We start from the raw sequence: 23234 nt of genomic DNA, 5'->3' as shown, positions 1-23234 counted from the left end.
GACAGCAGGTTCCCGGCTCCTAATTTTTATAATTGAATTAGAAGTAGCCCGCTTTTTTACGATCTTCCATTGCTGCTTCCGAGGTTCTGTCGTCTATCCTGGTTTCGCCTCTTTCGCTGGTTTTGGTCGTGATGATCTCTGCAATTACTTCTGCCAGATTACTGGCTTCGGACAAGACCGCGGCGGTACAAGTCATATCACCAACGGTTCTGTAGCGGACTTTTTCCGTGGTCACGACATCATTTTCATCAAGATTCACAAACTCGTTCATTGCGATGAATTGGTTATCAAAATTGAGAACTTCTCTCTCGTGCGAGAAATAGATGGATGGCAATTGGATATTTTCTTTCAGGATGTAATTCCAAACATCCAGCTCTGTCCAGTTGCTGATCGGGAAAGCTCTCACCTGTTCGCCTTTGTGAATCTTGCCATTGTAGGTGTTCCAAAGCTCGGGACGCTGGAGTTTTGGATCCCACTGTCCGAAATCGTCGCGTACGGAGAAAATCCTTTCTTTGGCTCTGGCTTTTTCCTCATCTCGCCTTCCACCGCCGATGCAACAGTCGAACTCGAATTCTTCTACTGTGTCGAGAAGCGTGAAAGTTTGAAGTGCATTTCTGCTTGGCAATTTGCCTTTTGGCTCGGTCAATCCTTTTTCTTTGATGGTATCTTCCACCTTTCGGACGATGAGTTTCTCGCCGATCTGCTCAGCAAGTTGATCTCGATATTCCAGAACTTCGGGGAAATTATGACCTGTATCTACGTGAACCAATGGGAAAGGAAATTTGCCGGGACGAAAAGCCTTCAAAGCCAAATGTACCAACGTAATACTGTCTTTCCCGCCACTGAAAAGTAAAGCAGGACGCTCAAATTGCCCTGCAACTTCCCTGAAAATATGAATGGCCTCTGACTCCAACTGTTCCAGATAGTCCAAATGGTATTTTGACATTTTAATTGTAATTAATTGTTATTTGTGAACGTGCAGTCCGCATTCTTTTTTGCTTGCATCTTCCCACCACCATCTGCCAGCGCGGAAATCCTCGCCTGGCTGAATTGCTCTAGTACAAGGCGCACAGCCAATGCTGACAAAACCTTTGTCGTGAAGAATGTTGTATGGAATTTGTTTTTCTTTGATGTAATTTTTGACTTCTTGTGTGCTCCAAAACAGAAGCGGATGGAATTTGATAATCTGATTGGATTCGTCCCATTCCAACTGCTGAAGGTTTTCCCGATCTGGCGAATGTTCTGCACGCAATCCAGTGATCCAGATTTTGTTTCTAGCCAAAGCTCTTTTCAACGGTTGAACTTTTCTGATGTTGCAACAAGCTTTCCGATTTTCTACTGACCTGTAAAATGAATCGGGCCCATTTTCCTGAATGAAAGGTTCTAACTCTTCCTGATTTGGATAATAAGCTTTGATATTGACTTTATATTTTGACCTGGTGAGATTCCAAGTGTTGTAAGTATCTTCGAAAAGACGACCTGTGTCTAAAGTAAAAATCTTGACGTCTGAATTTTTCACGAAATCAGTTATGACTTGATCTTCCATACTGAAACTCGTAGAAAAGCAAGTTTCTGTGGGGAAAATTTTTGTAATGTGATTCAAGACTTCATCGATTGATTGATCTTGAATGTTATTATCTATTAAGCTTTGAAAGATTGATTTTAAATCCTCGTTCATTTTTAGGTCTTTACTCGGTGCAAAGTTAATGATTCGGATATATCTTACCAAATTAGTATAATATGATTAATGAGAAAAAATCATTTTAATAAAATCTTTTAACATCGATCTCCGCATCGAGTTTAATTTCACTTTCCAAATAATCAAACATCACTTTGGAAAAATAGGTTCCATTAAGAACGCCTCTTGCGCCAAGTCCATTGAAAATATGTAGATTTTTGAATTTCGGATGTGTTCCAAGAATTGGTCTTCTGTCGTCAACAGTTGCCCTAAAAGCAGTTTTGACTTTCGAAATTGAATAATCTTTTTTATAAAAAGCCTGCAATCCCGTTTCTAATTCTTCTACGAATTCTGGATTAATATCCTCCGACTGATCGAATCTATCATAAGTTCCTCCGTAATAAAAACGGTTATCTGATAAAGCAAAAAGAAAATGCTTTTTCTTGATAATATAAGGATCAATGTTACTATCAATCTTAACTTCTAAGCAATGCCCTTTGTTCGGTAAAACTGGGACAAGAGAAAAATAAGGATTGTCTTTTGTATGAATGCCTTCGCAGAAAACGATGTTTTGAAATTTCAAATCGTTGTACATTGAATTTTCTAAATCTATGGAATTATAATCAAAAGACCCTTTGATCAGAAGCCCTTTCGTATCAAAATAACTGAACATATCTCTGAAGAAATTCTCAACATCTATTCGGCAAGAATTCTTTACAATTCCTGACTCTAATGGATTTTCAACAGACTTTAATGTAATAAAATCCTTTTCCAAAAATGGTTTTAAATCTTCCTTGTTAGAATTCTTTAGCCACTGCTTTTTTTCTGCTTCGTCGTGAAAAATCCGGGCAACAGGTTCGTGGATGATATAGTTTTTTCCTGTATAACTTTCTATCTCGGAAAATATGGTCTCTAGATAATCCATCTGCTCTTTGGATTTCCAAAATGTGCTGAATCTTTTAAGGATTACCGGATTGCAAACCCCAGCAGAAATATGCGAACCCGAAATCTGCTCACCATTGAAAATCAAGAACGATTTGTTATTCTTCTGTAATTGATGTGCAAGAAAAAAACCTGCAAATCCGCCTCCAACAATGATATAATCTACCTGACCCATAAAATAAAAAACCTGAGTAAAGATACTCAGGTTTTTCTATTTGGACTATGAGAAATCTTAGTAATTCCACATATCGTTTTCCATTTGAAGAATCTGTGCTTTGATTCTATCACTTTCTTCCAATTGTCCGTCAGCATCAGCAGGGATATACTCATCAATAATACCGCTTCCTCCTCTACCAAGACCATTATCAGACTTATAAATTACAGCAGAGAATCTTCTTGCATTCAAGACATCATCAAAAGTAATGTCCGAAGTAGAATTTCTAGCATTGAAAATATAATTACTAGATAATACCTGTCTTGCATCTGGATAGTAGATCCAGAAAAGATCGATCAAATCACCCTCCTCGTTCAACATAGCAGGATCCAGAGGCGCTCCAGATTCTTGCATTTGTTGTGCTCTTTCAGCTTTCAGGATTGCAGAGTTCGGATCTTCTCCCATTGCTGCGATACCAAGCAATCTGTATCTAAGTTGTGTATCTCTTTTATCGATATACCACATTCCCATCAACTTAAGCGCTTTTACTTTTTCAGTGGTAGTTTCAGCAAATCCAACATTGGCGTCCACATCATTTTTCTTGATTTTATACCAAGATCCATCTAAGTTTACCAACATTGTTCCTGGTTCGATACTAGGAGCACTAACTTTCTTTTTTACAGTTTTCTTCTTCTTGCCTTTACCTGTAGTCACTGTTTCTTCAGTAGCGGTAGGTTGAGCAGATCCATTAAACTCTAAAACATCAGTTAACCTTGTGGAATATTTCATAAACATTCCTTCTACTTGCTTGTTACCAGTTCCTCTCGCAGATGTGAAATACTTTAAAAGTTTTTGAGCTTCAGCATCACTGATTTTGTTTGCATTAAGGATTTCTGTAAAATAGTTATCTACCATTGGAACAGAAGTCGCCGCAGCAATCCCTTCAGGGGTAAGTCTGGTTGTAAAATCATCACCAGAATAAACTTCTTTGATTTTACCAGAATTAACAGCTTCTAACAATATTTGATAAAGCGATTTGTTCTGTGTTACAAGACCATCACTATTATGATAAAAAGGTTGATTGATCTTATCATTCATATCAATTATTTCCCATACCACCATACTTCTTAAGATGTCCTTATCTTCGATAAAACCGTATTTAAGAGGTGTAATACTATCTTTCTTGACCTCACGTTCTTCTCTAAATGTCTGTGGTGAGCTAGCATTAAGAATGCTACTTTGACCAAAAGCCATTGTTGAGGAAAGACAAATTAAACTATATAAAATCTTTTTCATAATAAATATTGAATCTAAAATCAATAAGTTGATAATAACTTTTTAAAATAAATTAAAGTGCACTGATCACCACACCTCCAATATTAGGAAGTACAACGCCACTTAATCCTTGTGCTGTCGCCTGAACATCGAAAATTGCAATATTGTCGCCAGATCTCAATCCTTTCGTCAAAGATTCTACCGGTGCCAATGAATTACCGTTTACAGACATCACAGCTTTTCCAGGTACTTTTACTTTGAAGCTCACTACATTGAATGTCACTGGGAAATCAAAATCTTTAAGCGTTGCCGTCAAAGTTTGTTTTGAAATCATATTCGCAGGCATCACATCGTAGCTCTTACCTCTGATCTCTCCTCTTGGAGGCGGGATATTTTTAACTCTGAATTTGAAAGGCTGAGAAATTACTTTACCACTTGGAGATTTTCCAGCGATGGTAAGCGTTACTTCATTTCCTCCTCCAGGTGTCACGTTCCATTTTCCGTTGCTTCCACTCACAGAGGCACCAGCTGCTGACAATGTAGTAGCGCTAAGATCTGCTCCTAAGATTGATCCTGAAATTGGATTTGACAAACCTCTATACAAAACATTCATTTTATCAGCTGCCAAGATTGCACCACTTTGTTCTTTCAATGCTTCTGCACCAGACACAACGTTCAATGTGTGGGCATAAGGCAATGTATGAACTTTACCATTTTTATCTGTAAATGAAATCTGACCTTTTAATTCTTGAGTTCCAACTGCTCCTGTTGCTGGTGTAATGATACCTTGACCATTTACAACTTTAGCACCAGTAATTGCTAGACCAGGAACAGAACTTGCAAAAGTTCCGATTGCCACCTTAATTTCTGCCGGCTCACCTTTCATCACTGAACTAGGTCCAGAAACCAAAGCTTCATAAGCGTCAAATTTGATATCTGCGTCCACTTTTTCTTGCAACATAGAAGTCAAAGCATCAGACTGCAAGTTTCTAGCTTCTGACTGAATCACCTCAAGATTTGATAATGCAGCAACTAAAGGTTGATTATAAAATTTGTATTGAGTCCAACCTTTGTTCGCTCTCTTATCTCCCTTAGGAAACTCAGCGACCATCATTTTATTTGCTCTTGTGGCAACATCTTTCAATTGCGCATTATTTCCGAAAGCTGTTACTATATAATTTCTAAGTGCATCCACTTTATTTTTTAACTCAACAGATTGAGGAGATAAAGTCTTCTCATCACCATCTTTGAAAAAAGTAGTAGTAGCTGGCTCGGTATTGTTTAGAGCTGTAAAACTTTCCTCAACTACTAAGTCAGAATTATACTCTGCCTCAGTACTCATCTTATTTTTTAATCCAGTGATGTAATCCACTAAATCATTGGTTTTCGCTTTCAACTCTTGATATTGAACAAGCATAGGACCATAAACTTCTGGAGATGAAGCTGCTTTTGCTTTAAGTGTAGCTTCGAAAATTTTGTCGTTCTTATCCTCTACCATTAGTCTGGTATCTGTAAGCGACTGGTTTGTATCTTTATATGATCTGATGATTTCCTGATCGATCTGCATTGCTAGCATCGCAATGAAAACCAAGTACATCAGGTTAATCATCTTCTGACGTGGTGTCTGTTTTCCTCCTGCCATTTTAATAAATTAAATTAATTGTTAAACAAAAATTAAAATGATAGGGATTAAGACTTCATCGCGCTTAGCATTCCTCCGTAAACTCTATTAAGATTATTTAGATTACTTGTAAGTCCTTGCAATTCTTCATTGAATTTTTCAGAATGAGCAGCAGATTTTTGAATATCTTCAACATATTTTTTACTGAACTCTGATTGTTTTTGTCCTTGCTCCAATTGAAGTGCGTACAAAGCATTCATACTTTCCAAATGAGAGGCAGCCAAATTAAGTTGCTCGTTATATTTGTGAGTTGAAGCAGAAACATCAACTGTTTGGTTGATTTGATCTACTGAAGATGAAAATTTATCAATGCCTCCTCTTAGTCTTTCGAATAAATTCACATCTAATTTAGCATCAGCCAACATTTTGTCAAGTTTATCAGACAAAGATACTTCTAATTCTTTGTTTTCTACTTTAGCTATAACTTTCTTAGGTTGTCTCTCTGCAGTTTCGTCTAGCAATTCTGGGTAAACATTTTCCCAAGCATAGTTTTCTTCAGATTTTGGTGGATCGAATGCGAAGAATAAGAAGATAAGTGCTTCTGTAATCAAACCAGCAGCAAGAGCAACGTTACCAGTAATTGGGCCAAGACTCCAGTGAGTCATTTTGAATAGTGCTCCCAAGATTACGATAGCTGCACCAAACGAATACACAAAATTCGTGATTGAATCTTTAGTTTTAAACATGTTTTTTTTAAGTTTTTAGTTAGTAATAGTTAGTTAATTATTTTGTAGCTCTTTTAAATTTCACTGCACCAGAAGGGATATCTTGAATTGTTCTGAATCCGATGAAACTTCTTGCAGAATCTTTTCTTTCCCAATCTCTGTAACCAGTCATTAGTAAATAACCAACATCTTTCCAAGATCCACCTCTAACCGTCTTTTTAGTTTCTCTATATGCTTGGTTTGATAAGTGAGGATTTAAAGTTGAAGAGAATTCATATGTAGAGTTGCTGTATGGTGATTCTGTCCACTCAGCAACATTCCCTGCCATATCATAGAGTCCATATCCATTTTTTTGGAATTTTTTCACAGGTGCTGTATAAGCATAGTTTCCTTTTTTCTCATCTTCTATGTAGGAACCTCTTTTTGGTTTGAAGTTTGCCAAATAACATCCTCTGTCATCCTGCAAATAAGGTCCACCCCAAGGATAGGTAGCATTTTCAATTCCACCTTTTGCAGCATATTCCCATTCAGCTTCTGTAGGAAGACGGAACCTCATTGCTTTTTGTTTTTTCTTTTTCAAACTGTTGTTGTAATCAGTTTTGATTTTGGTTTTGAAATCACAAAATGCTCTCGCCTGATCCCAAGTAACACCTACAACAGGATATTCTTTATAAGAATTATGCCAAAAATACTGATCTAACAAAGGCTCGTTATAAGCATAATTAAAATCTCTCACCCAAACAGTTGTATCTGGATAAACTGCGATGCTTTCTTTTTTAAGATAGTTAGCCCCTCTGTCTTTGTCTTTAACAGCAGAAAATACATCTTCCCACTGGTAATTATATTTTATTTTGGACCAGTCAATAATTCTTTCGTTGTTGATTCTTTTCTCCACTGGTAAATACATGGACTCTAAAACCTCTGCATATTTTTCGTCTGGATAAGCAGACGTATTATATGTCAATGGAACTTTTTTGTCTAATCTTTTTGACTCATCATAACCATCTCTACCTCCTTGGGATTCCAAGAATTGTTGATATGGTGAAGCTTCATCTCCAGTTTTCTTGCCTGCATAAGCATAGTCAGCAATAGAGCCCCCTTCGCCATCTCCGCCACCTTCTCCTGCTGCTTCAGCTAACAAGCCTCTGGCAATAGAATCTCTAACAGCGTTGATAAAAACTCTGTATTCTGCATTGGTCACCTCTGTTTCATCCATAAAAAAGGAATTTACTGTAACAGTTTTAGGCATTGCTTTTTCCGGTGTAGCTGCAAAATCCTGATCAGCCATACCCATTACAAAGGAGCCTCCCGGTACTGGAACCATCCCATAAGGTCTTTCTGCTACAAATGATTTTGATGATCCTCTCGGAACAAGTTCTCCCTTAATACCTGGGTTGCCAGTTATACCTTTTCCTCCCCCTTTGGAACAAGAAACAATAACCGACGTTGACAATAATATTAGTAATATCCTTTTCATCCTATTTTAAAGAAATTAAGCGGTAAATATATAATTTTTTTTATGAATAATTATCAATTTTTATTCAAAACGTAAATTGTTAAAGAATATTTCACAAACCGTGAAATTATTCTACAGTAACTGATTTTGCAAGGTTTCTTGGTTGATCTACATTGGCTCCTCTTTCTACCGCAATGTAGTAAGATAAGAGTTGTAATGGTACAGATGCCAAGATCGGTGAGAAGCATTCAGATGTCTCTGGAATCTCAATAATATAGTCTGCCATTGCAGCAACTTGAGTATCACCTTTATTTATTACAGCAATCACAATTCCTTTTCTAGCCTTGATTTCTTGAACATTGCTTACAATTTTATCATAATGTCCAATCTTTGGAGCAATAATGACGATTGGCATATTTTCATCAATCAGAGCAATTGGGCCATGCTTCATCTCTGCCGCTGGATATCCCTCTGCGTGGATGTAAGAAATCTCTTTAAGCTTAAGCGCACCTTCCAAAGCTGCAGGGAAGTTGTAACCTCTTCCCAAGTACAAGAAATTGGTTGCATCTGCAAATTTCTTGGCAATAGTTTTTACTACACCATCTACAGAATTAAGAACCTCTTCTACTTTCTTAGGAATTGATTCCAATTCGGTAATCAATCTCATGAAATCGGCTTTACCCAGATTACCATTGTGATTTCCTAATTTGATAGCAATCAAAGACAAAATAGTCAACTGTGCTGTAAATGCTTTTGTAGAAGCCACGCCAATCTCTGGACCAGCGTGTGTATAAGCACCTGCATCAGTGTATCTCGCTATAGAAGAATCTACCACATTACAAATTCCGAATACAAATGCGCCTTTTTCTTTAGCAAGCTTGATAGCCGCCATAGTATCTGCTGTTTCTCCAGATTGAGAGATTGCAATTACAACATCTTTGGAATTGATAATTGGATCTCTATATCTAAATTCTGACGCATACTCAACTTCTACAGGAACTCTTGCAAACTCCTCTATTAGATATTCTCCAATAAGTCCTGCGTGCCAAGAAGTGCCGCAAGCGATGATGACGATTCTTTCAGCATTGGTCAATCTCTCCAAGTGATCCCAGATACCTGCCATTTTGATGATACCTTCATCCGCAAGCAATCTTCCTCGCATCGTATCAAGAATAGATTTTGGCTGTTCGAAGATTTCTTTTAACATAAAATGTTCGTATCCACCTTTTTCTATTTGCTCAAGATTAAGTTTCAACTCTTGAATAGCTGGCTCTATCTTAGTATTTTCTGTAATTGTTCTGATGTCAATCCCAGATTCCAAAGAAATAGTTGCCATGTGACCTTCTTCCAGATAAACAGCTTCCTTAGTAAATTCAACAAATGGAGAAGCATCTGAAGCCACAAAATATTCGTTTTCACCAATACCAACCGCTAAGGGTGATCCTAATCTTGCGACAACCAACTCTCCTGGAAAATCTTCGTGCATTACAGAAACAGCGTATGCACCATAAACTTCGTTAAGTGCAAATCTCACAGCTTCAGAAAAATCCAATGTCAATTCCTTATCCATAAAATATTGGATTAGATTAACGAGAACTTCTGTATCAGTCTCTGATCTAAACTCAAAATCCTTATTGATAAGCATGGTTTTAATCGTATCATAGTTCTCTATAATACCATTATGAACCAAAGCAATTTTTCCGTTGTTGGAAACATGAGGATGGGAGTTTTGATCACTTGGGATACCATGCGTTGCCCATCTTGTGTGCCCCATTCCTATTTTCGAAGTGCTTTTTAAACCTTTTGAAATAGCAACAAGATCGTCAACTTTACCTTTGGTTTTCTTCACTTCGAATGCTCCATTTTCAGTCTCTAGAACAACTCCAGCACTATCGTAGCCACGATATTCTAAACGTCGCAATCCATTGATCACAATATCGTAGGCATCTCGAAAACCTGTATATCCAACAATTCCACACATATATTTTCAGTTCTTATTTTTTAGTATATATTAATCTCAATTGAGCTGTCTTAGATTCCTTTGGTAATATTTGACCAATTTTGCTTTGATCTGTACCTTTCAGAACAATTCGGTTCGGAGTGTAAGCCCTGCTATTGAAATCCTGTCCTAATAGATTACCAGTAGAAGCATCAACTGAATAACTTCCTAGATTGATTATGAAATCTTTTCCTTTAGAAACGTCATAACTTTCATCTTCTATTATTTTTTTCAATGAAGCTGTAATCCCTATATCGTAATAAGCATCTTTGGTAGAAAGATTTCCAGTCCTGATCAAAGAATATCCTGTCCCGGCCAATTCTGTCATATCTGGTAGAAATCTTGTGGAATCTTTTTCTTTTACCAATAAACTGCTTGGTTTTCTGTAAGAATTATTCCAGCTGTCAGCATCATTATAAACTCTGATTTTTGCAGAGACAATTCCAACTTTTTCGTTTTTGTACATATTTTTCAACTCCACGATTGCAGAAGCCGGAATCTTAAGCCCAAAACCTGCGCCTCCCATTCCCTGAGCATAAATCAATTGATCGCCACTCACATCATTTGGCATTCCTACGGATGACATTGCGGATGCATAATTAGAACCAGCTCTGTCATAAGCAATCTTACTTATATGTACATTTCCTGAACCTAAGCTCAGAGCCACTTCTGCATTTGTACGTGTAACTACACCATCTGTGGTTACATCATTTTTATAATAAATAGTAATTGCCGCATCATTAGGTCTCATTGAGAAAAGATAACCATCATTCTCTGCAACAGAAATACTAATTCCTTTGAAATATCTGATAAACGATGCTGCATCTTTCAAAACTTGATCACCTTTCTTAGCGATGATTTTGCTTTGAAAAAATGCATTGTCCAATTTCATTCTATAAGAGACTTCTCTCTTTACCAATTCTGTTGCGTCTGTATCTTTTGTGATAAGCACCGAATTCACTGTTCCATTGAAATTTTGAGATCCAATTTCTGACCCTAAAGAAATGGCTTTATTGGAGATGACCTTATCGGTAGCTGCACCCAAGAAGTCATTCACTTCATGCACTTTTACAGTCAGTTGTGTTTTTTGGCCACCCATTTTATATTTACCATATTTTCTTACCGGATATGTTACAACCACTTTTTTTGCAGCAACCTCTCCGTCTGGATAAACATAATCTTCGTTCGTAGTTGTAGTAAGAGAATCAGTAGCAGTTTCGTACCTTGGCTTCAATGTCAAAACCACAGAATCGATTACGGGATTTGTACCGAAGTCTGGATCATACGCATTCAATCTAAGCTGTGTGATATAAGATACTTTCTGCCCACCAAATACTTGCTCATTAAAAGCACCAACCGTTACACTATCTATTCTGGAAGCATCAGTCTGGATGGTATCATTATTATTAATATTGTAAGCAACGAGGCCATACATTCTATCAACACCGTCAGAGGCGCCTCCCTCCACAAGCTGTGACCCAAGATCATCCAACTCACCTTCACAAGAATTCAAAACCACCATTCCCATTATTAAAAACGGGATCACCTTCATCAAAGTTTTTATCTTTATCATTATAAAAAAATAGTAATTAATAAACTGTAGCTATGGAATCAGCATTCAAATAGTCCGATTTTTCGGCCTCTGCTTTTCCGTAAGCTTCATCTAATTTTTCCTCCAAAAACTCATTCCCTTTTACGATGACATCTACAAACTGCATACTGTCATTCACAAAGTTTAGGAAGCTAGGATTATCTAACGACTGTAGGTCAGAAATATTATCAAATGCTAGAATTTCTTTTGTATTACTACTCAACTCAACATCGTCCTCATTGTAGACAGAAAGCACGATTTTGGTATCGTTGAAGTAAGTATCGTCTTTGTAATAAGTCTTCAAATAAATCGGAATCAAAGCAGACATCCAACCATTCAGGTGAATCACGTCTGGAACCCAGTTCAGTTTCTTGATTGTTTCTATCACACCTCTTGCGAAGAAAACCGCTCTTTCATTGTTATCTTCAAAAGCTTTTCCTTCGTCATCAAAGTAATATTGTTTTCTTTTGAAGTAATCTTCATTATCAATAAAATAAACCTGCAGACGTTCGCCGGGCAAAGATGCCACTTTGATAATCAAAGGTTGGTCCAAGTCATTGATGATAATGTTCATCCCAGAAAGACGAATCACCTCGTGCAATTGGAATTTTCTTTCGCTTATCTGTCCGAATCTGGGCATGAAAACCCTAACATCGTTACCACTTCCGTGCATTTTCAGCGCCATTTTGTGTACCAAACTTCCCATATTAGTATCTTCTTGGTAAGGGAACATTTCTGTAGTAACGTATAAAATCTTTTGATTAGGCATAAAATTTACTTTAGTTGAAGTATAAAATCTTCATTTTGCAAAATTACAAAAAATTAAATCAAATTATTTATTTTCATTAATATTAATACTTAGTGATCAAAAACATTCATAATCAAACCGTTACATGATTTAAAATGTTAAATTTTGATAGATAAACAGCCTAATCGATGATTTCAATTCGCAAAAATCCCATATAATTATTATTTTCAACAACTTATGATGAAAAGCATGATTATTCGACATTTACTTATATCAGAATTTACAAAAACGATTATCTTTGATTGATAAAATAACAAACTATGCAAGTATTCTACGACAAGAATTCTTTTTCCAACTATATCCAATCCCAAAAAGACCAGCAGAAAACCATCGGATTTGCCCCAACAATGGGCGCATTGCACGCGGGACACATCTCACTTTACGAAGAAGCAAGACGAGATAACGACATTGTGGTTTCCTCGATTTTCGTAAACCCTACTCAATTCAATAATCCGGAAGATTTGGAAAAATATCCGAGGACTGTGGAAGATGACATCAAAAAATTGGAAGATTCAAAGCTTGTAGATGCCGTTTACATACCCAGAGTTGAAGACATCTACCCAAATGGAATGGATAGAAAACACTATGATTTTGGCGGGATTGAAAACGAAATGGAAGGCTCCGCGCGACCAGGTCATTTCGACGGCGTTGGAACTGTAGTGGAAGAATTATTTGTTCAAGTCAACCCGGACAATGCTTACTTTGGTGAAAAAGATTTTCAACAACTGAAAATTATCGAAAAGCTGGTAGAAGGTCTGGATTTGAAAATAAAAATCCACGGCGTTAAAATCCACAGAGAAAAAAACGGATTGGCGATGAGCTCCAGAAATATGCGTCTTTCCGAAATTGAAAAAGAAACCTCAGCACTTATCTTTCAAACTTTGAAAAGAGTAAATGAATGGTTTCGCGTCATCTCTGTTCCGGAAATCAAAACCAGAGTAGAAGAGATTTTTGACAGTGAAAATATGGATTTGGAATATTTCCTGATCGCAGAAGAAGGAACATTGAAGGAAGTAGATTTCTTTTCAGCTGACGACGATTTCAGAGCTTTCATTGTAGTGAATGTCGGGAACGTAAGATTGATTGACAATTTACATTTGGATTAATCATTTAAGATTTGGGCAAAAAAAAAGAAACTTCTTTATTCAAGAAGTTTCTTACACCAAATCACAAAATATTAATATGAAAAAAATTTACTTGCGTAAATTGTGACCCGGCTGGGATTCGAACCCAGGACCCATACATTAAAAGTGTATTGCTCTACCAGCTGAGCTACCGAGTCGGTCATTTGATGAATGATAATTGATGGGAGATAAATGATTGTAAAACATATCAATTATCGACTATCTTTTATCGATTATTTTTGCAGTGCCTGCGACTGGACTCGAACCAGCACATCCTTAGGAAACCACCCCCTCAAGATGGCGTGTCTACCAATTTCACCACGCAGGCAAAAAAAAACCGTATCGCTACGGATTTTTGCTTTGTGACCCGGCTGGGATTCGAACCCAGGACCCATACATTAAAAGTGTATTGCTCTACCAGCTGAGCTACCGAGTCGGCCACATCTAAATCTCAATATTACTATTTCGTTTTAAAGTGGTGCAAAGATAGGCGTTTTTTTAAAATCTCAAAATTTTTTTCGAACTTTGTTTAAAATAAAATTATGATAATTTCCCTCTTAGGCTATATGGGCAGTGGTAAATCTCACATTTCCAAAAACTTGAGCAAAAAAATAAATTTCAAATTAATTGACCTCGACCAGCAAATTTCTGACGAACATCGACAAACAATTCCAGAAATCTTCGAAAAGAAGGGCGAAATCTATTTTCGAAAGGAGGAAAAAAGAATTTTAGAAGAATTATTAAACTCTGATGAAAACCTTATTCTAAGTCTTGGCGGTGGAACTCCCGTTTACTATGACAATATGGAAATCATCAATCAAAAATCAACAAGTATTTTCCTAAGAGCTTCTGTAAACACACTCACGAATCGTGTCCTTTTGCAAAAAAACACACGTCCTCTGATTGCAAAGCTGGAAGATTCTGATATTCCGGAATTCATTGCAAAACATCTTTTCGAGAGAAACCCCTTTTATTCCAAAGCACACTTGACCATAGATACAGATTCTAAAAACGCCATCGAAATATCAGATGAAATCATAAAAAAGCTTGAAATCTAATCTTCAGACTCTTTATTTTCTTTGAAAAAAGCATCCCAATCATCATTTTCCATATCTTCCAAAGAGCCATCATCTACATAATCGTCCATATCCCGACGGTCTTTTTTGGTAGGTCTTCCAATGCCTTTGTGTCTGTAATAATCTTGGGATTCTTTTCTCATTCTCAAGATTTCGTACTGGTCTTTCTCCGTCATATCCACCACGTACAGGACGACGAGTTTGGCTCCTACTCTACTTTTCGGGATGTCCAGAACTTTTATTTTATAATCAATTTGATTTTTTCTGATCTTGATGATATCTCCAGCTTTCACCTCTTTGGAGGATTTTACCACATTCTCACCAATGGCCACTCTGTTCTTTTTGATCTCTTCTGTAGCGATAGTTCTTGTCTTATAAAATCTTACACTCCATAAAAATTTATCTATTCTCATAATTTTTTATACTTTTGTCACGTTAAAAATTAATCGCAATTTAAGATTAAAATAAAAAAATGAAGAAAATACTTTTAGGAATTGCTCTGTCTGTCGTTGTACTGCAAGGGTGTAAGAAGGATGATGATGAAGTGGAAACTGTAGTCTTGACCGTAGAGGAACAAAACACCTATGATGATGCTGCCGCCAAGGACTTTCTTACCAAAAATTATATCAATAGCAGAGGTGTAATCACGCCTTTCAGTACGACTACTGATACAGATGATAATGAGAAAAAACTGATAGATTATGATTATAAAACACTTCCATCTGGTGTGATATATATTGTAATTCCCAATGCTCAACCAGATCCAGGAAAAGAGATTGCTAATGCAAGTGATGTTCTTACCTTGATGCAAGTTGTAAAAACTTACATATCAACAAAGGTAGATGATAAAATTATTTTTGGAAGTGAGAACACTTTTAGCAATAGTGTTGCGTCAGGAAATCCAACCATTGATCCTGGATATTTTTATATGAAAAACTCTGTGATCGCAAAGTACAACAAAGATAATGGCACCACTTACGGTAGAGATTTCTTTGAAATCGAAGGATTCCAAGAAGGTCTGAAATATTTTAAATCTTTTGAACTTGACGCTTCTGCTAATTACAACATGCAAGGTATCATAATTGTTCCTTCTAGAGCAGCTTATGCGAGAGATAACAATGTTTATGGTGCATCTTACAACAATAGAAGCTTTGTATTCAACTTTCAGCTATACGATGCAAAAACAAGACTTTCTACTGAAGATTAATCCTCATTATTAAAATACAACAGCGGCATATTTTCCAATATGCCGCTTTTTTTTATAAATTTTATAATTTTAAATCTTGGCTAGGAAATCTTCAAACTGATTTTCTTTGATAGACACGCTTCCGTCTTCTAAGATCTTATCAAGGATAATAAACTCTGTTTGGTTGATAGACTTTTCATCAAATGCTTTTGAAACTCTTACGTAGTTTTCTGTGAAGCCAAACATCAATCCATTTCTATTTTCGTGCTCCCAAAGAACGCTCAGTTTTCTACCTAACTGACTTCTGTAGAATTCCATTTTCTTTTTCTCAGAAAGAATTCTCAGCATTTTGTTTCGTCTTTTTCTTTCAGGAATAGGAACTGCGCCAATCATTTCTGCGGCTTCTGTATTTTCTCTTTCAGAATAGGTGAAGACGTGCAGATAACTGATTGGCAAATCATTCAAGAAATTATAAGTTTCCATAAACAATTCTTCTGTCTCTCCAGGAAACCCAACAATCACATCGACACCAATCGCAGCTTCCGGCATTACTTCCCGGATTTTTGCTACTCTGTTTTTATATAAAGTCGTGAGATAACGGCGTTTCATTTTTTTCAACAATTCGTCACTTCCAGACTGCAGCGGAATATGAAAATGGGGAACAAAACTTCTGCTCTTGGAAACCAACTCGATGCTTTCGTCTTTGAGAAGATTTGGTTCTATGGATGAGATTCTGATTCTCTCGATGCCTTCTACTTTGTCCAATTCAGAAATTAGATCCAGAAAAGTATGCTCGTGTTTCTTGTTTCCAAACTCGCCTTTTCCATAATCCCCGATATTAACGCCGGTCAAAACGATTTCCTTGATATTTCTCCCAGCAATCTCTTTTGCATTCGCAACCACATTATCGATGGTATCAGAGCGTGAAATTCCTCTAGCCAGCGGAATCGTGCAATACGTACATTTGTAATCGCAACCGTCTTGAACCTTAAGAAAAGCTCTCGTTCTGTCGCCAATCGAATATGAGCCGACGAAAAAATCAGCTTCATCAATCTCACAAGAATGGATTTCCGCACGACTTTCCGACTTTTCCAAATCATCCAAATAACTTAGAATATTGAATTTCTCCTTCGCTCCCAAAACCAGATCGACACCAGTAATCGCAGAAATCTCTTCCGGTTTCAATTGTGCATAACAGCCGATGATTGCGACCAATCCATCGGGATTGGCTTTCGCAGCACGCTTCACGTGGAGTTTGCATTCCTTATCTGCATTTTCTGTCACAGAACACGTGTTGATAATATAAACTTTTGCAGGCTCATCAAAATTGACTTTCTGATAGCCAGCATCCGTCAATTGTCTGGCAATGGTGGAAGTTTCCGCAAAATTCAATTTGCATCCAAGTGTGTGAAACGCAACGGTTTTCGGTTGTGAAATTACATTTGACATAAGTCTGCAAAGTTATTAATAAAATCCAAATCCTTCCAAATGTAGAATTTGTCCAAAATCCTTAAGTTATTAAGAGCCTATTTTAAAAAAAAATTAAACCACATAGACACATAGAATAGCGCAATAAAGTCCTCAGAAAAGATAAAATAGGACCAAACGGCGTACTAATTTATCTTAAAATCTCTACAAAAACTATGTGTCTATGTGGTTAAAAAAAACTTGACATTGTAAATCTAAACAGTTTTTAAACCAAAAAAAAATCCGAATTGAATCCGGATTTCCTTATAAAATAGTGATTTGAATATTTTTAATCTGATGATTTTGGAACACTTACTGCGACTTCGTAAACCTTCGTATGCATCAAGTATTTTGATCTTTCTCTAGATGTTACATTTTCTATTTCCCCTTTGAAAAGAACGATTACTGCATCTTCTTCAATTTGCCAGTCAGCATCAGAGAAATATTTTTCGTCTGGACTTTTCTCAGTCACAGCATTTTGTCTTTCTTTCAGCTTCTCTGCCATTTCCTGAAAACCTTCATCCGAAGAATGTAAGATCTTGTAATCTGGTCCTGCAAAAGCTTTATAATATTTATTTTCGTTGATCAGATTTTGTGAAGAATCTTCGACTGGATTATCATTTCCATCCAGGAAACCCACTTCCACCAAAGTTCCATTTCTATCTTCGGCAAATTTTCTGGCTTCTCCTACAGACCTAAAACCTGTGTAAACGTTGCTATTGTCGTACTCGTACTTGTTGAGTCTTTCAACTATATTTTCTGATTCCATAATTTATTTTTTTTGTGATTATTATTTTCTGAACTATTATCTGTGTCTTGTCCCTGTTTTGTGATAAGTCACATTTCTATTCACAGGATTTTGATTTTTCGGGCTAAGGTTTTGATTAATACGAGAATCGATCTTGTTGTTCGCATCTGTCAAATGTTGTGGCGTTTCGAAATTCAGCTTTTTGCCATTTTTGAAAATCTCACCTTCAGCATTTCTGTACATTTCATTTTTAATATACCTGTGACCGTCTGGTGCTGTAAATTTTTCGTTTTTATTTTTCTTTCTCTTTCTCAATTGAGTAAGTAAAATCAAAGCTCCTCCCGCAGCAAATCCCAACGCAATTTTTATCGTATTTTTCATATAATTTATTTACAAGTTTAAAAACAAAAGTTCTGCCAAAAGTGGATTTCAAGAATTTCTAAAGTTTTAAAATTCAGATTTGAAACCTAAATTTTTTGGAAACTTTGACAAATAAATTAATATTAAATCTAATTTAATACAAGTTCACAATTGTTAAAACTGCCAATTTGACTTAAAATAGAAGAGAATTTATTAAGGAATTTTTAAAATTGGTTAAACTTCGTTAAAACTGTAACACTAAGTTTTTAGTTCATACTAATTTAGCATTAAATTTGTGTATCAATAATCTCAAAAAAGAAATGAATATTAAGATGAAGAATACTTTAAAAAAACTAATGCCTTTTGCATTGACCGGCGTTATCTCCGGAGCTACGGTTTTCGGAGCAAGTCAATATCTTAGCTCAAACAACAATAGTGAGGATTTCTCATATTTCACAACAGCTTCCAAAAAATCAGCTTTCGTAGGAATGGGTTCTACGGTTGGAGATGATTTCGTCAAAGCTTCCAAAACAACGGTTCCGGCTGTTGTCACAATCAAAAATTACCAAGACCGCGCGGCTTCCCAAAGAATGCCGGAAACAGATATGTTCGATTTTTTCTTTGGTCCACAAGGTGGCAATCAGCAAAGACCTCAGCAAAGACAAACACCTAAAAACATGCCTTCCGGAATGGGATCTGGCGTCATCATTTCCCCAGACGGATACATCATCTCAAACAACCACGTGATCGCAGGTGCCAATAAATTGGAAGTGGTTCTTAGCAATAAAAAAACCTACATCGCAAACCTGATTGGTACAGATCCAAACACAGATATTGCCCTTTTGAAAATCGAAGAGAAAGGTTTGCCTTATCTTAATTTCGCAAACTCTGATTTGACAGAAGTTGGACAATGGGTTTTGGCGGTCGGAAATCCACTTGGACTTAACTCTACTGTAACGGCGGGAATTATCTCTGCGAAAGGAAGAAGCATCGATATTCTTAGTCAGCAATCCAGAACACCGATCGAAAGTTTCATCCAAACGGATGCAGCGATCAACCCTGGAAATAGTGGTGGAGCGTTGGTGAACGTGAATGGTGATTTGATTGGAATCAATACAGCTATCCAGTCTAAAACTGGATATTACGAAGGTTATGGATTTGCAGTGCCTTCGAATCTTGCGAGAAAAATCGTTGAAGACATCAAGAAATTTGGTTTGGTACAGCGAGGTTTCTTGGGTGTTGGAAGTTTAGATTTGTCTAATGAAATGCAAGTGGCGGCCTACAACCAAAGAGAAAAGAAAAATTTGAAAGCCGGCGACGGAATCTATGTAACGGAAATCACGAAAAAAAGCGGTGCAGAGGATGCTGGAATTCAAGTTGGCGACATCATCACAAAAATTGACAATACTGATATTTCCGGATTCTCCGATCTTTCTCTTGCCATTGGAAGCAGAAGACCTGGCGATAAAGTAGCGGTAACTTACACTAGAAATGGTAAGACCAATAATATTAATGTTACGCTTAAAGACCTGAAGGGCGGAACATCATCTAGAAGCAAAGAAGATTTGACTGTGACCGAGAAAATCGGATCTGAGTTTGAACCTCTAAGCGAAAGAGTGAAAACCGATTACGGTCTGGAAAGTGGCGTGATTACGAAAAACGTTATCGAAGGAAGTGAGATGGACAAAATTGGTGTGGTGGACAATTACATCGTGATGGAAATCAACGGAAAACCTGTCAATTCTCAAAAAGATGTCGAAAAAATCCTAAACGGCTACAAAGGAAACGTTCAAGTGAAATACGTGGACAGCTACGGAAGAATCACAACGAGAGGATTTAAATTACAATAAGACTAGAAATTAGACTTCAATACTAAATGATAAATTTTGAAAGCCATTCTTTACGGATGGCTTTCTTTTTTGGGTAAATTTGCGGTTCGAAAATCAAAATGAAACTTTTCAATTCTTATATCAAAACTTTCAAAGGACTTTCCAGGGAAGCTTGGATGTTGTCCATTGTTATGCTCATCAACCGTTCTGGTTCGATGGTTTTGCCATTTTTGGGTGTTTATATGACAGACCATTTGAAGTTCAGTTTGGAGAATGCGGGAATCGTTTTGAGTTTTTATGGGATTGGTTCTGTGCTCGGTTCTTATTTGGGTGGACTTTTGACGGATAGATTTGGCGAATATTATGTGCAATGTTGGAGTTTGTTTTTGAGTGCGCCGATATTTCTCATTATTCCATTTTTTCCGAGCATTGAGATGATGGCGTTTTTGATTTTCCTTCAAAGTACGATTAGCGATACATTCCGGCCTGCGAATTCTGTAGCGATTACGAAATATGCACGACCTGAAAATCTGACCAAAGCCTTTTCATTGAACCGAATGGCCATCAATCTTGGATTCTCGATTGGACCAGCTTTGGGTGGAATATTGTCTGGGATTTCTTATAATTTTTTGTTTGTGGTAAATGCAATCGGCGCTTTGGTTGCAGGCATTATTTACGTTGTATTTTTCCGAAAGAGAAATCAAATCTTCCGGGAGAAAAAAAGATTGGAACCAGAAAAAAAGGTTGAGAACGTCGCCACGAAATCGCCTTACAAAGATTTTCCGTTTTTGATTTATAGTATTTTGTGTGCTGTCTTTGCGGTTTGTTTCTTTCAGTTTTTTAATACGATTCCATTGTTTTATAAAGACGTTGCGAAGCTGAGCCAAAGTACGATTGGATTTGTTTTGGGTTACAGTGGGTTTATCATTGTATTGCTCGAAATGCCTTTGGTAAGTATTGCAGAACGCACTTTGAGGATTCCTCAAATTCTTTTCATTGGGATTGTAATGGCTGGATTATCGTATTTGATTTTGCTTTTGGGAAGTAATGTTGCGTTGCTCTTACTTTCGATGACGATATTATCTGTTGCGGAGATTTGGGTGCTTCCGTTTATGTCCACTGTGACGGCTTTGCGCGCTGAGCGGGGAAACAAAGGTGCGTATATGGGACTGAATGGAATTGCATTTTCTTTCTCGTTTATCTTCACGCCGTTTCTGGGAACTTATGTGGTGAGTCAATTTGGGTTTGACAGTTTGTGGATTGGGTCGTTTGGTGTGTTGGCGTTGTCGGCGGTTTTGATTTATATTGTGGTGAAGAAGATGATTCCGACCCGGTAGTTGGTTTTGTTTGAATAAGGTCTTCGACTCCGCTCAGACTGACATCGCATTATTTGTCAAACTTAACTTTTTGGCTTTGCTTAAAAGAAAGAATAAAAGTGCTTTGAAATCTTCAATTCTTGGACAAATCGTGGCTTTATGTGGAATCTGCAACCTACTTCGACAAGCTCAGCATAAACTTTTTGAGTGCATCCCGATGTAAAATCGGGAGGGAGTGGAAGGCGGATAAGTTGCCCAAATAATTATTTTCGAACCAATGCGATAAAAAAACTATTTTTGTTCCACTCAAATTTGAACAATGAATCCGGGAACTATTTTATTATTATTCGTATTCGCCTATTTTATTGGGCTTTTGGTAATTTCCTATTTTACAAGTCGCAACTCCGACAACCAGTCTTTTTTCATTGGAAACAAGAAAAGCAAGTGGTGGCTGGTGGCGTTTGGGATGATTGGGACGTCGCTTTCGGGCGTGACGTTTATCTCCGTTCCGGGCACGGTCGGGAAGATGACGGCGGGCGATTATGCGTTTGGCGGTTTCGAATATTATATGATGGTGATTGGGTTTTTCATCGGTTATTTTATCGTGGCTGGCGTTCTGCTTCCGCTTTATTACCGGATGAATCTGACTTCCATTTATACTTATCTGGGGCGAAGATTCAATGTGGAGGCGCATAAAATCGGGTCTTTGTTTTTCATTATTTCGAGAGCGATTGGGGCTACGGCGAGGTTGTATCTGGTGGTTAATATTCTTCAAATATTTTTGCTTGAGAATCTGGGCGTTCCGTTTTGGGTGACGGCTTTTGTGTTGTTGCTGATGATTTTGCTCTATACGTTTGAAGGTGGCGTGAAAACGATTGTGATTACCGATACATTGCAGACGTCGTTTATGATTTTGAGTTTGATTGCGTGCATCGTTTATATTTTATCGAATTTGAATTTGTCGTTCGGTGAAGCCTACTCGATTCTGGAGCAAAAGCAGTACACGCATTTCATCAATACTGACATCAATTCCAAAACATTTTTCCTGAAAACCATTCTGGGCGGGATGTTCATCACGATTGCAATGACGGGTCTTGACCAGGAAATGATGCAGAAAAACATCTCGGTGGACAACCTGAAAAACTCGAAAAAGAATATGCTGACATTTGCCGGAACTTTGCTTTTTGTGAATCTGGCGTTCTTATTTTTGGGTGGTTTGCTTTATCTTTTTGCGATACAAAATGGCGCAGTTTATGGCGATGGCATTTTCGGTTTCAAAGGTGCCGATGGACAAATCAGCAATATAATGGGCGACGACCTTTTCCCGGCATTGTCTTTGGGACATTTTCCGATGGCGCTTTCTGTGATTTTCATCATTGGATTGATTTCCGCCTTGTTTCCGTCTGCTGATGGGGCTTTGACGGCGGTAACGAGTTCTTACTGCGTTGACCTTTTGGGCTTGAATGAAGACCAGCAAAAAACCGAGAAGCAAAAGAAAAGACTGAGAATGAAAGTTCATTTGACGTTCACGGTAATATTTTTTGCGTTGATTATGGTTTTCAAAGCCATCAATGAGAAGTCGATTGTTTACCTGATTATGGAAATTGCGGGTTATACTTACGGGCCACTTTTGGGATTGTTCGCTTTTGGGATTTTGACGAAATTTACGATTGTAAAAAAGTATTCGATATTGGCTGTGACGCTACTTGCGCCGGTTTTGACTTACTTGATTAATCTTTATGTGACCAATAATACGGATTACAGAATTGGGGTGGAACTGATTATTTTGAATGGGTTTTTGACGTTTTTGGGATTGTGGTTGGTGAGGTCGAAGAATCTTGAACGTAAAGTCGAAATTCAATAATTTTACTAATTGTTA

20 protein-coding genes and 3 tRNA genes are annotated in these 23234 nt (G+C 37.2%); 6 read left to right on the top strand and 17 right to left on the bottom strand.

The window, feature by feature from the left end; genetic code table 11:
* Positions 1–37: 37 nt before the first annotated feature.
* The 10 genes from cysD to IO90_RS10950 all read right to left on the bottom strand — a co-directional run bounded on the left by cysD (position 38) and on the right by IO90_RS10950 (position 12210).
* On the bottom strand, positions 38–946 hold the full coding sequence (gene cysD, locus IO90_RS11000) for a sulfate adenylyltransferase subunit CysD (protein WP_034966431.1): 909 nt from the start codon (positions 944–946) through the stop codon (positions 38–40).
* Between the two features lie 18 nt (positions 947–964).
* Complete coding sequence (locus IO90_RS10995) at positions 965–1678, bottom strand: phosphoadenylyl-sulfate reductase (RefSeq protein WP_034966429.1); 714 nt, start codon at positions 1676–1678, stop codon at positions 965–967.
* Positions 1679–1763: 85 nt separating this feature from the next.
* Positions 1764–2795 (bottom strand): NAD(P)/FAD-dependent oxidoreductase, encoded by a 1032-nt coding sequence (locus IO90_RS10990; protein WP_034966428.1) that lies wholly within the window; start codon positions 2793–2795, stop codon positions 1764–1766.
* Positions 2796–2852: 57 nt separating this feature from the next.
* Positions 2853–4070, bottom strand: coding sequence for a gliding motility protein GldN (gene gldN / locus IO90_RS18395; protein WP_076768781.1), 1218 nt, complete (start codon positions 4068–4070; stop codon positions 2853–2855).
* A 52-nt stretch (positions 4071–4122) separates the two neighbouring features.
* On the bottom strand, positions 4123–5691 hold the full coding sequence (gene gldM / locus IO90_RS10975) for a gliding motility protein GldM (RefSeq protein WP_034966426.1): 1569 nt from the start codon (positions 5689–5691) through the stop codon (positions 4123–4125).
* 47 nt (positions 5692–5738) lie between these two features.
* Positions 5739–6416, bottom strand: a complete 678-nt coding sequence (gene gldL / locus IO90_RS10970; protein WP_034966424.1) for a gliding motility protein GldL — start codon at positions 6414–6416, stop codon at positions 5739–5741.
* Between the two features lie 37 nt (positions 6417–6453).
* The gene (gene gldK / locus IO90_RS10965) at positions 6454–7872 is read right to left on the bottom strand and encodes a gliding motility lipoprotein GldK (RefSeq protein WP_034966422.1); all 1419 of its coding nucleotides are present in this window, start codon (positions 7870–7872) and stop codon (positions 6454–6456) included.
* A gap of 106 nt (positions 7873–7978) precedes the next feature.
* Positions 7979–9832 (bottom strand): glutamine--fructose-6-phosphate transaminase (isomerizing), encoded by a 1854-nt coding sequence (gene glmS, locus IO90_RS10960; RefSeq protein WP_034966420.1) that lies wholly within the window; start codon positions 9830–9832, stop codon positions 7979–7981.
* Positions 9833–9845: 13 nt separating this feature from the next.
* Entirely contained in the window at positions 9846–11423 is a 1578-nt protein-coding gene (locus IO90_RS10955; RefSeq protein ID WP_034966417.1) for a DUF4270 family protein, read from the bottom strand.
* A gap of 16 nt (positions 11424–11439) precedes the next feature.
* Complete coding sequence (locus IO90_RS10950; RefSeq protein WP_034966416.1) at positions 11440–12210, bottom strand: glycogen/starch synthase; 771 nt, start codon at positions 12208–12210, stop codon at positions 11440–11442.
* Positions 12211–12509: 299 nt separating this feature from the next.
* Here IO90_RS10950 and panC point away from each other — a divergent pair, with 299 nt between their 5' ends.
* Positions 12510–13355 carry a pantoate--beta-alanine ligase gene (gene panC, locus IO90_RS10945; protein WP_034966415.1) on the top strand — a complete coding sequence of 282 codons (846 nt, stop codon included), beginning with the start codon at positions 12510–12512 and terminating at the stop codon, positions 13353–13355.
* Positions 13356–13458: 103 nt separating this feature from the next.
* On the opposite strand, the gene IO90_RS10940 is transcribed toward panC, so the two are convergent.
* The 3 genes from IO90_RS10940 to IO90_RS10930 form a co-directional block, all read right to left on the bottom strand.
* Positions 13459–13531 (bottom strand) — tRNA-Lys (locus IO90_RS10940).
* An 87-nt stretch (positions 13532–13618) separates the two neighbouring features.
* Positions 13619–13701 (bottom strand) — tRNA-Leu (locus tag IO90_RS10935).
* Positions 13702–13736: 35 nt separating this feature from the next.
* Positions 13737–13809 (bottom strand) — tRNA-Lys (locus tag IO90_RS10930).
* A 106-nt stretch (positions 13810–13915) separates the two neighbouring features.
* Here IO90_RS10930 and IO90_RS10925 point away from each other — a divergent pair.
* Complete coding sequence (locus tag IO90_RS10925) at positions 13916–14431, top strand: shikimate kinase (RefSeq protein ID WP_034966412.1); 516 nt, start codon at positions 13916–13918, stop codon at positions 14429–14431.
* Here IO90_RS10925 and IO90_RS10920 read toward each other — a convergent pair.
* The gene (locus tag IO90_RS10920) at positions 14428–14862 is read right to left on the bottom strand and encodes an RNA-binding S4 domain-containing protein (RefSeq protein WP_034966410.1); all 435 of its coding nucleotides are present in this window, start codon (positions 14860–14862) and stop codon (positions 14428–14430) included. The genes IO90_RS10925 and IO90_RS10920 overlap by 4 nt on opposite strands.
* Before the next feature lie 59 nt (positions 14863–14921).
* Here IO90_RS10920 and IO90_RS10915 point away from each other — a divergent pair, with 59 nt between their 5' ends.
* Positions 14922–15656 (top strand): hypothetical protein, encoded by a 735-nt coding sequence (locus IO90_RS10915; RefSeq protein ID WP_034966408.1) that lies wholly within the window; start codon positions 14922–14924, stop codon positions 15654–15656.
* A 69-nt stretch (positions 15657–15725) separates the two neighbouring features.
* On the opposite strand, the gene mtaB is transcribed toward IO90_RS10915, so the two are convergent.
* From mtaB to IO90_RS10900, 3 genes are all read right to left on the bottom strand, one after another.
* Complete coding sequence (gene mtaB / locus IO90_RS10910; RefSeq protein ID WP_034966406.1) at positions 15726–17084, bottom strand: tRNA (N(6)-L-threonylcarbamoyladenosine(37)-C(2))-methylthiotransferase MtaB; 1359 nt, start codon at positions 17082–17084, stop codon at positions 15726–15728.
* Positions 17085–17391: 307 nt separating this feature from the next.
* Entirely contained in the window at positions 17392–17871 is a 480-nt protein-coding gene (locus tag IO90_RS10905) for a hypothetical protein (RefSeq protein WP_034966404.1), read from the bottom strand.
* Positions 17872–17907: 36 nt separating this feature from the next.
* Positions 17908–18231 carry a hypothetical protein gene (locus tag IO90_RS10900; protein WP_034966403.1) on the bottom strand — a complete coding sequence of 108 codons (324 nt, stop codon included), beginning with the start codon at positions 18229–18231 and terminating at the stop codon, positions 17908–17910.
* Positions 18232–18542: 311 nt separating this feature from the next.
* Here IO90_RS10900 and IO90_RS10895 point away from each other — a divergent pair, with 311 nt between their 5' ends.
* From IO90_RS10895 to IO90_RS10885, 3 genes are all read left to right on the top strand, one after another.
* Complete coding sequence (locus IO90_RS10895; protein WP_034968932.1) at positions 18543–20060, top strand: Do family serine endopeptidase; 1518 nt, start codon at positions 18543–18545, stop codon at positions 20058–20060.
* Positions 20061–20158: 98 nt separating this feature from the next.
* The gene (locus IO90_RS10890) at positions 20159–21376 is read left to right on the top strand and encodes an MFS transporter (protein WP_034966401.1); all 1218 of its coding nucleotides are present in this window, start codon (positions 20159–20161) and stop codon (positions 21374–21376) included.
* A gap of 298 nt (positions 21377–21674) precedes the next feature.
* The gene (locus IO90_RS10885; RefSeq protein WP_034966400.1) at positions 21675–23219 is read left to right on the top strand and encodes a sodium:solute symporter; all 1545 of its coding nucleotides are present in this window, start codon (positions 21675–21677) and stop codon (positions 23217–23219) included.
* Positions 23220–23234: the final 15 nt, after the last annotated feature.

Origin of the sequence: Chryseobacterium sp. FH1 (assembly GCF_000735135.1) — a bacterium.
In the GTDB taxonomy this organism is placed as follows: Bacteria; Bacteroidota; Bacteroidia; order Flavobacteriales; family Weeksellaceae; genus Epilithonimonas.
This window is presented reverse-complemented; position numbering and strand designations above follow the sequence as displayed.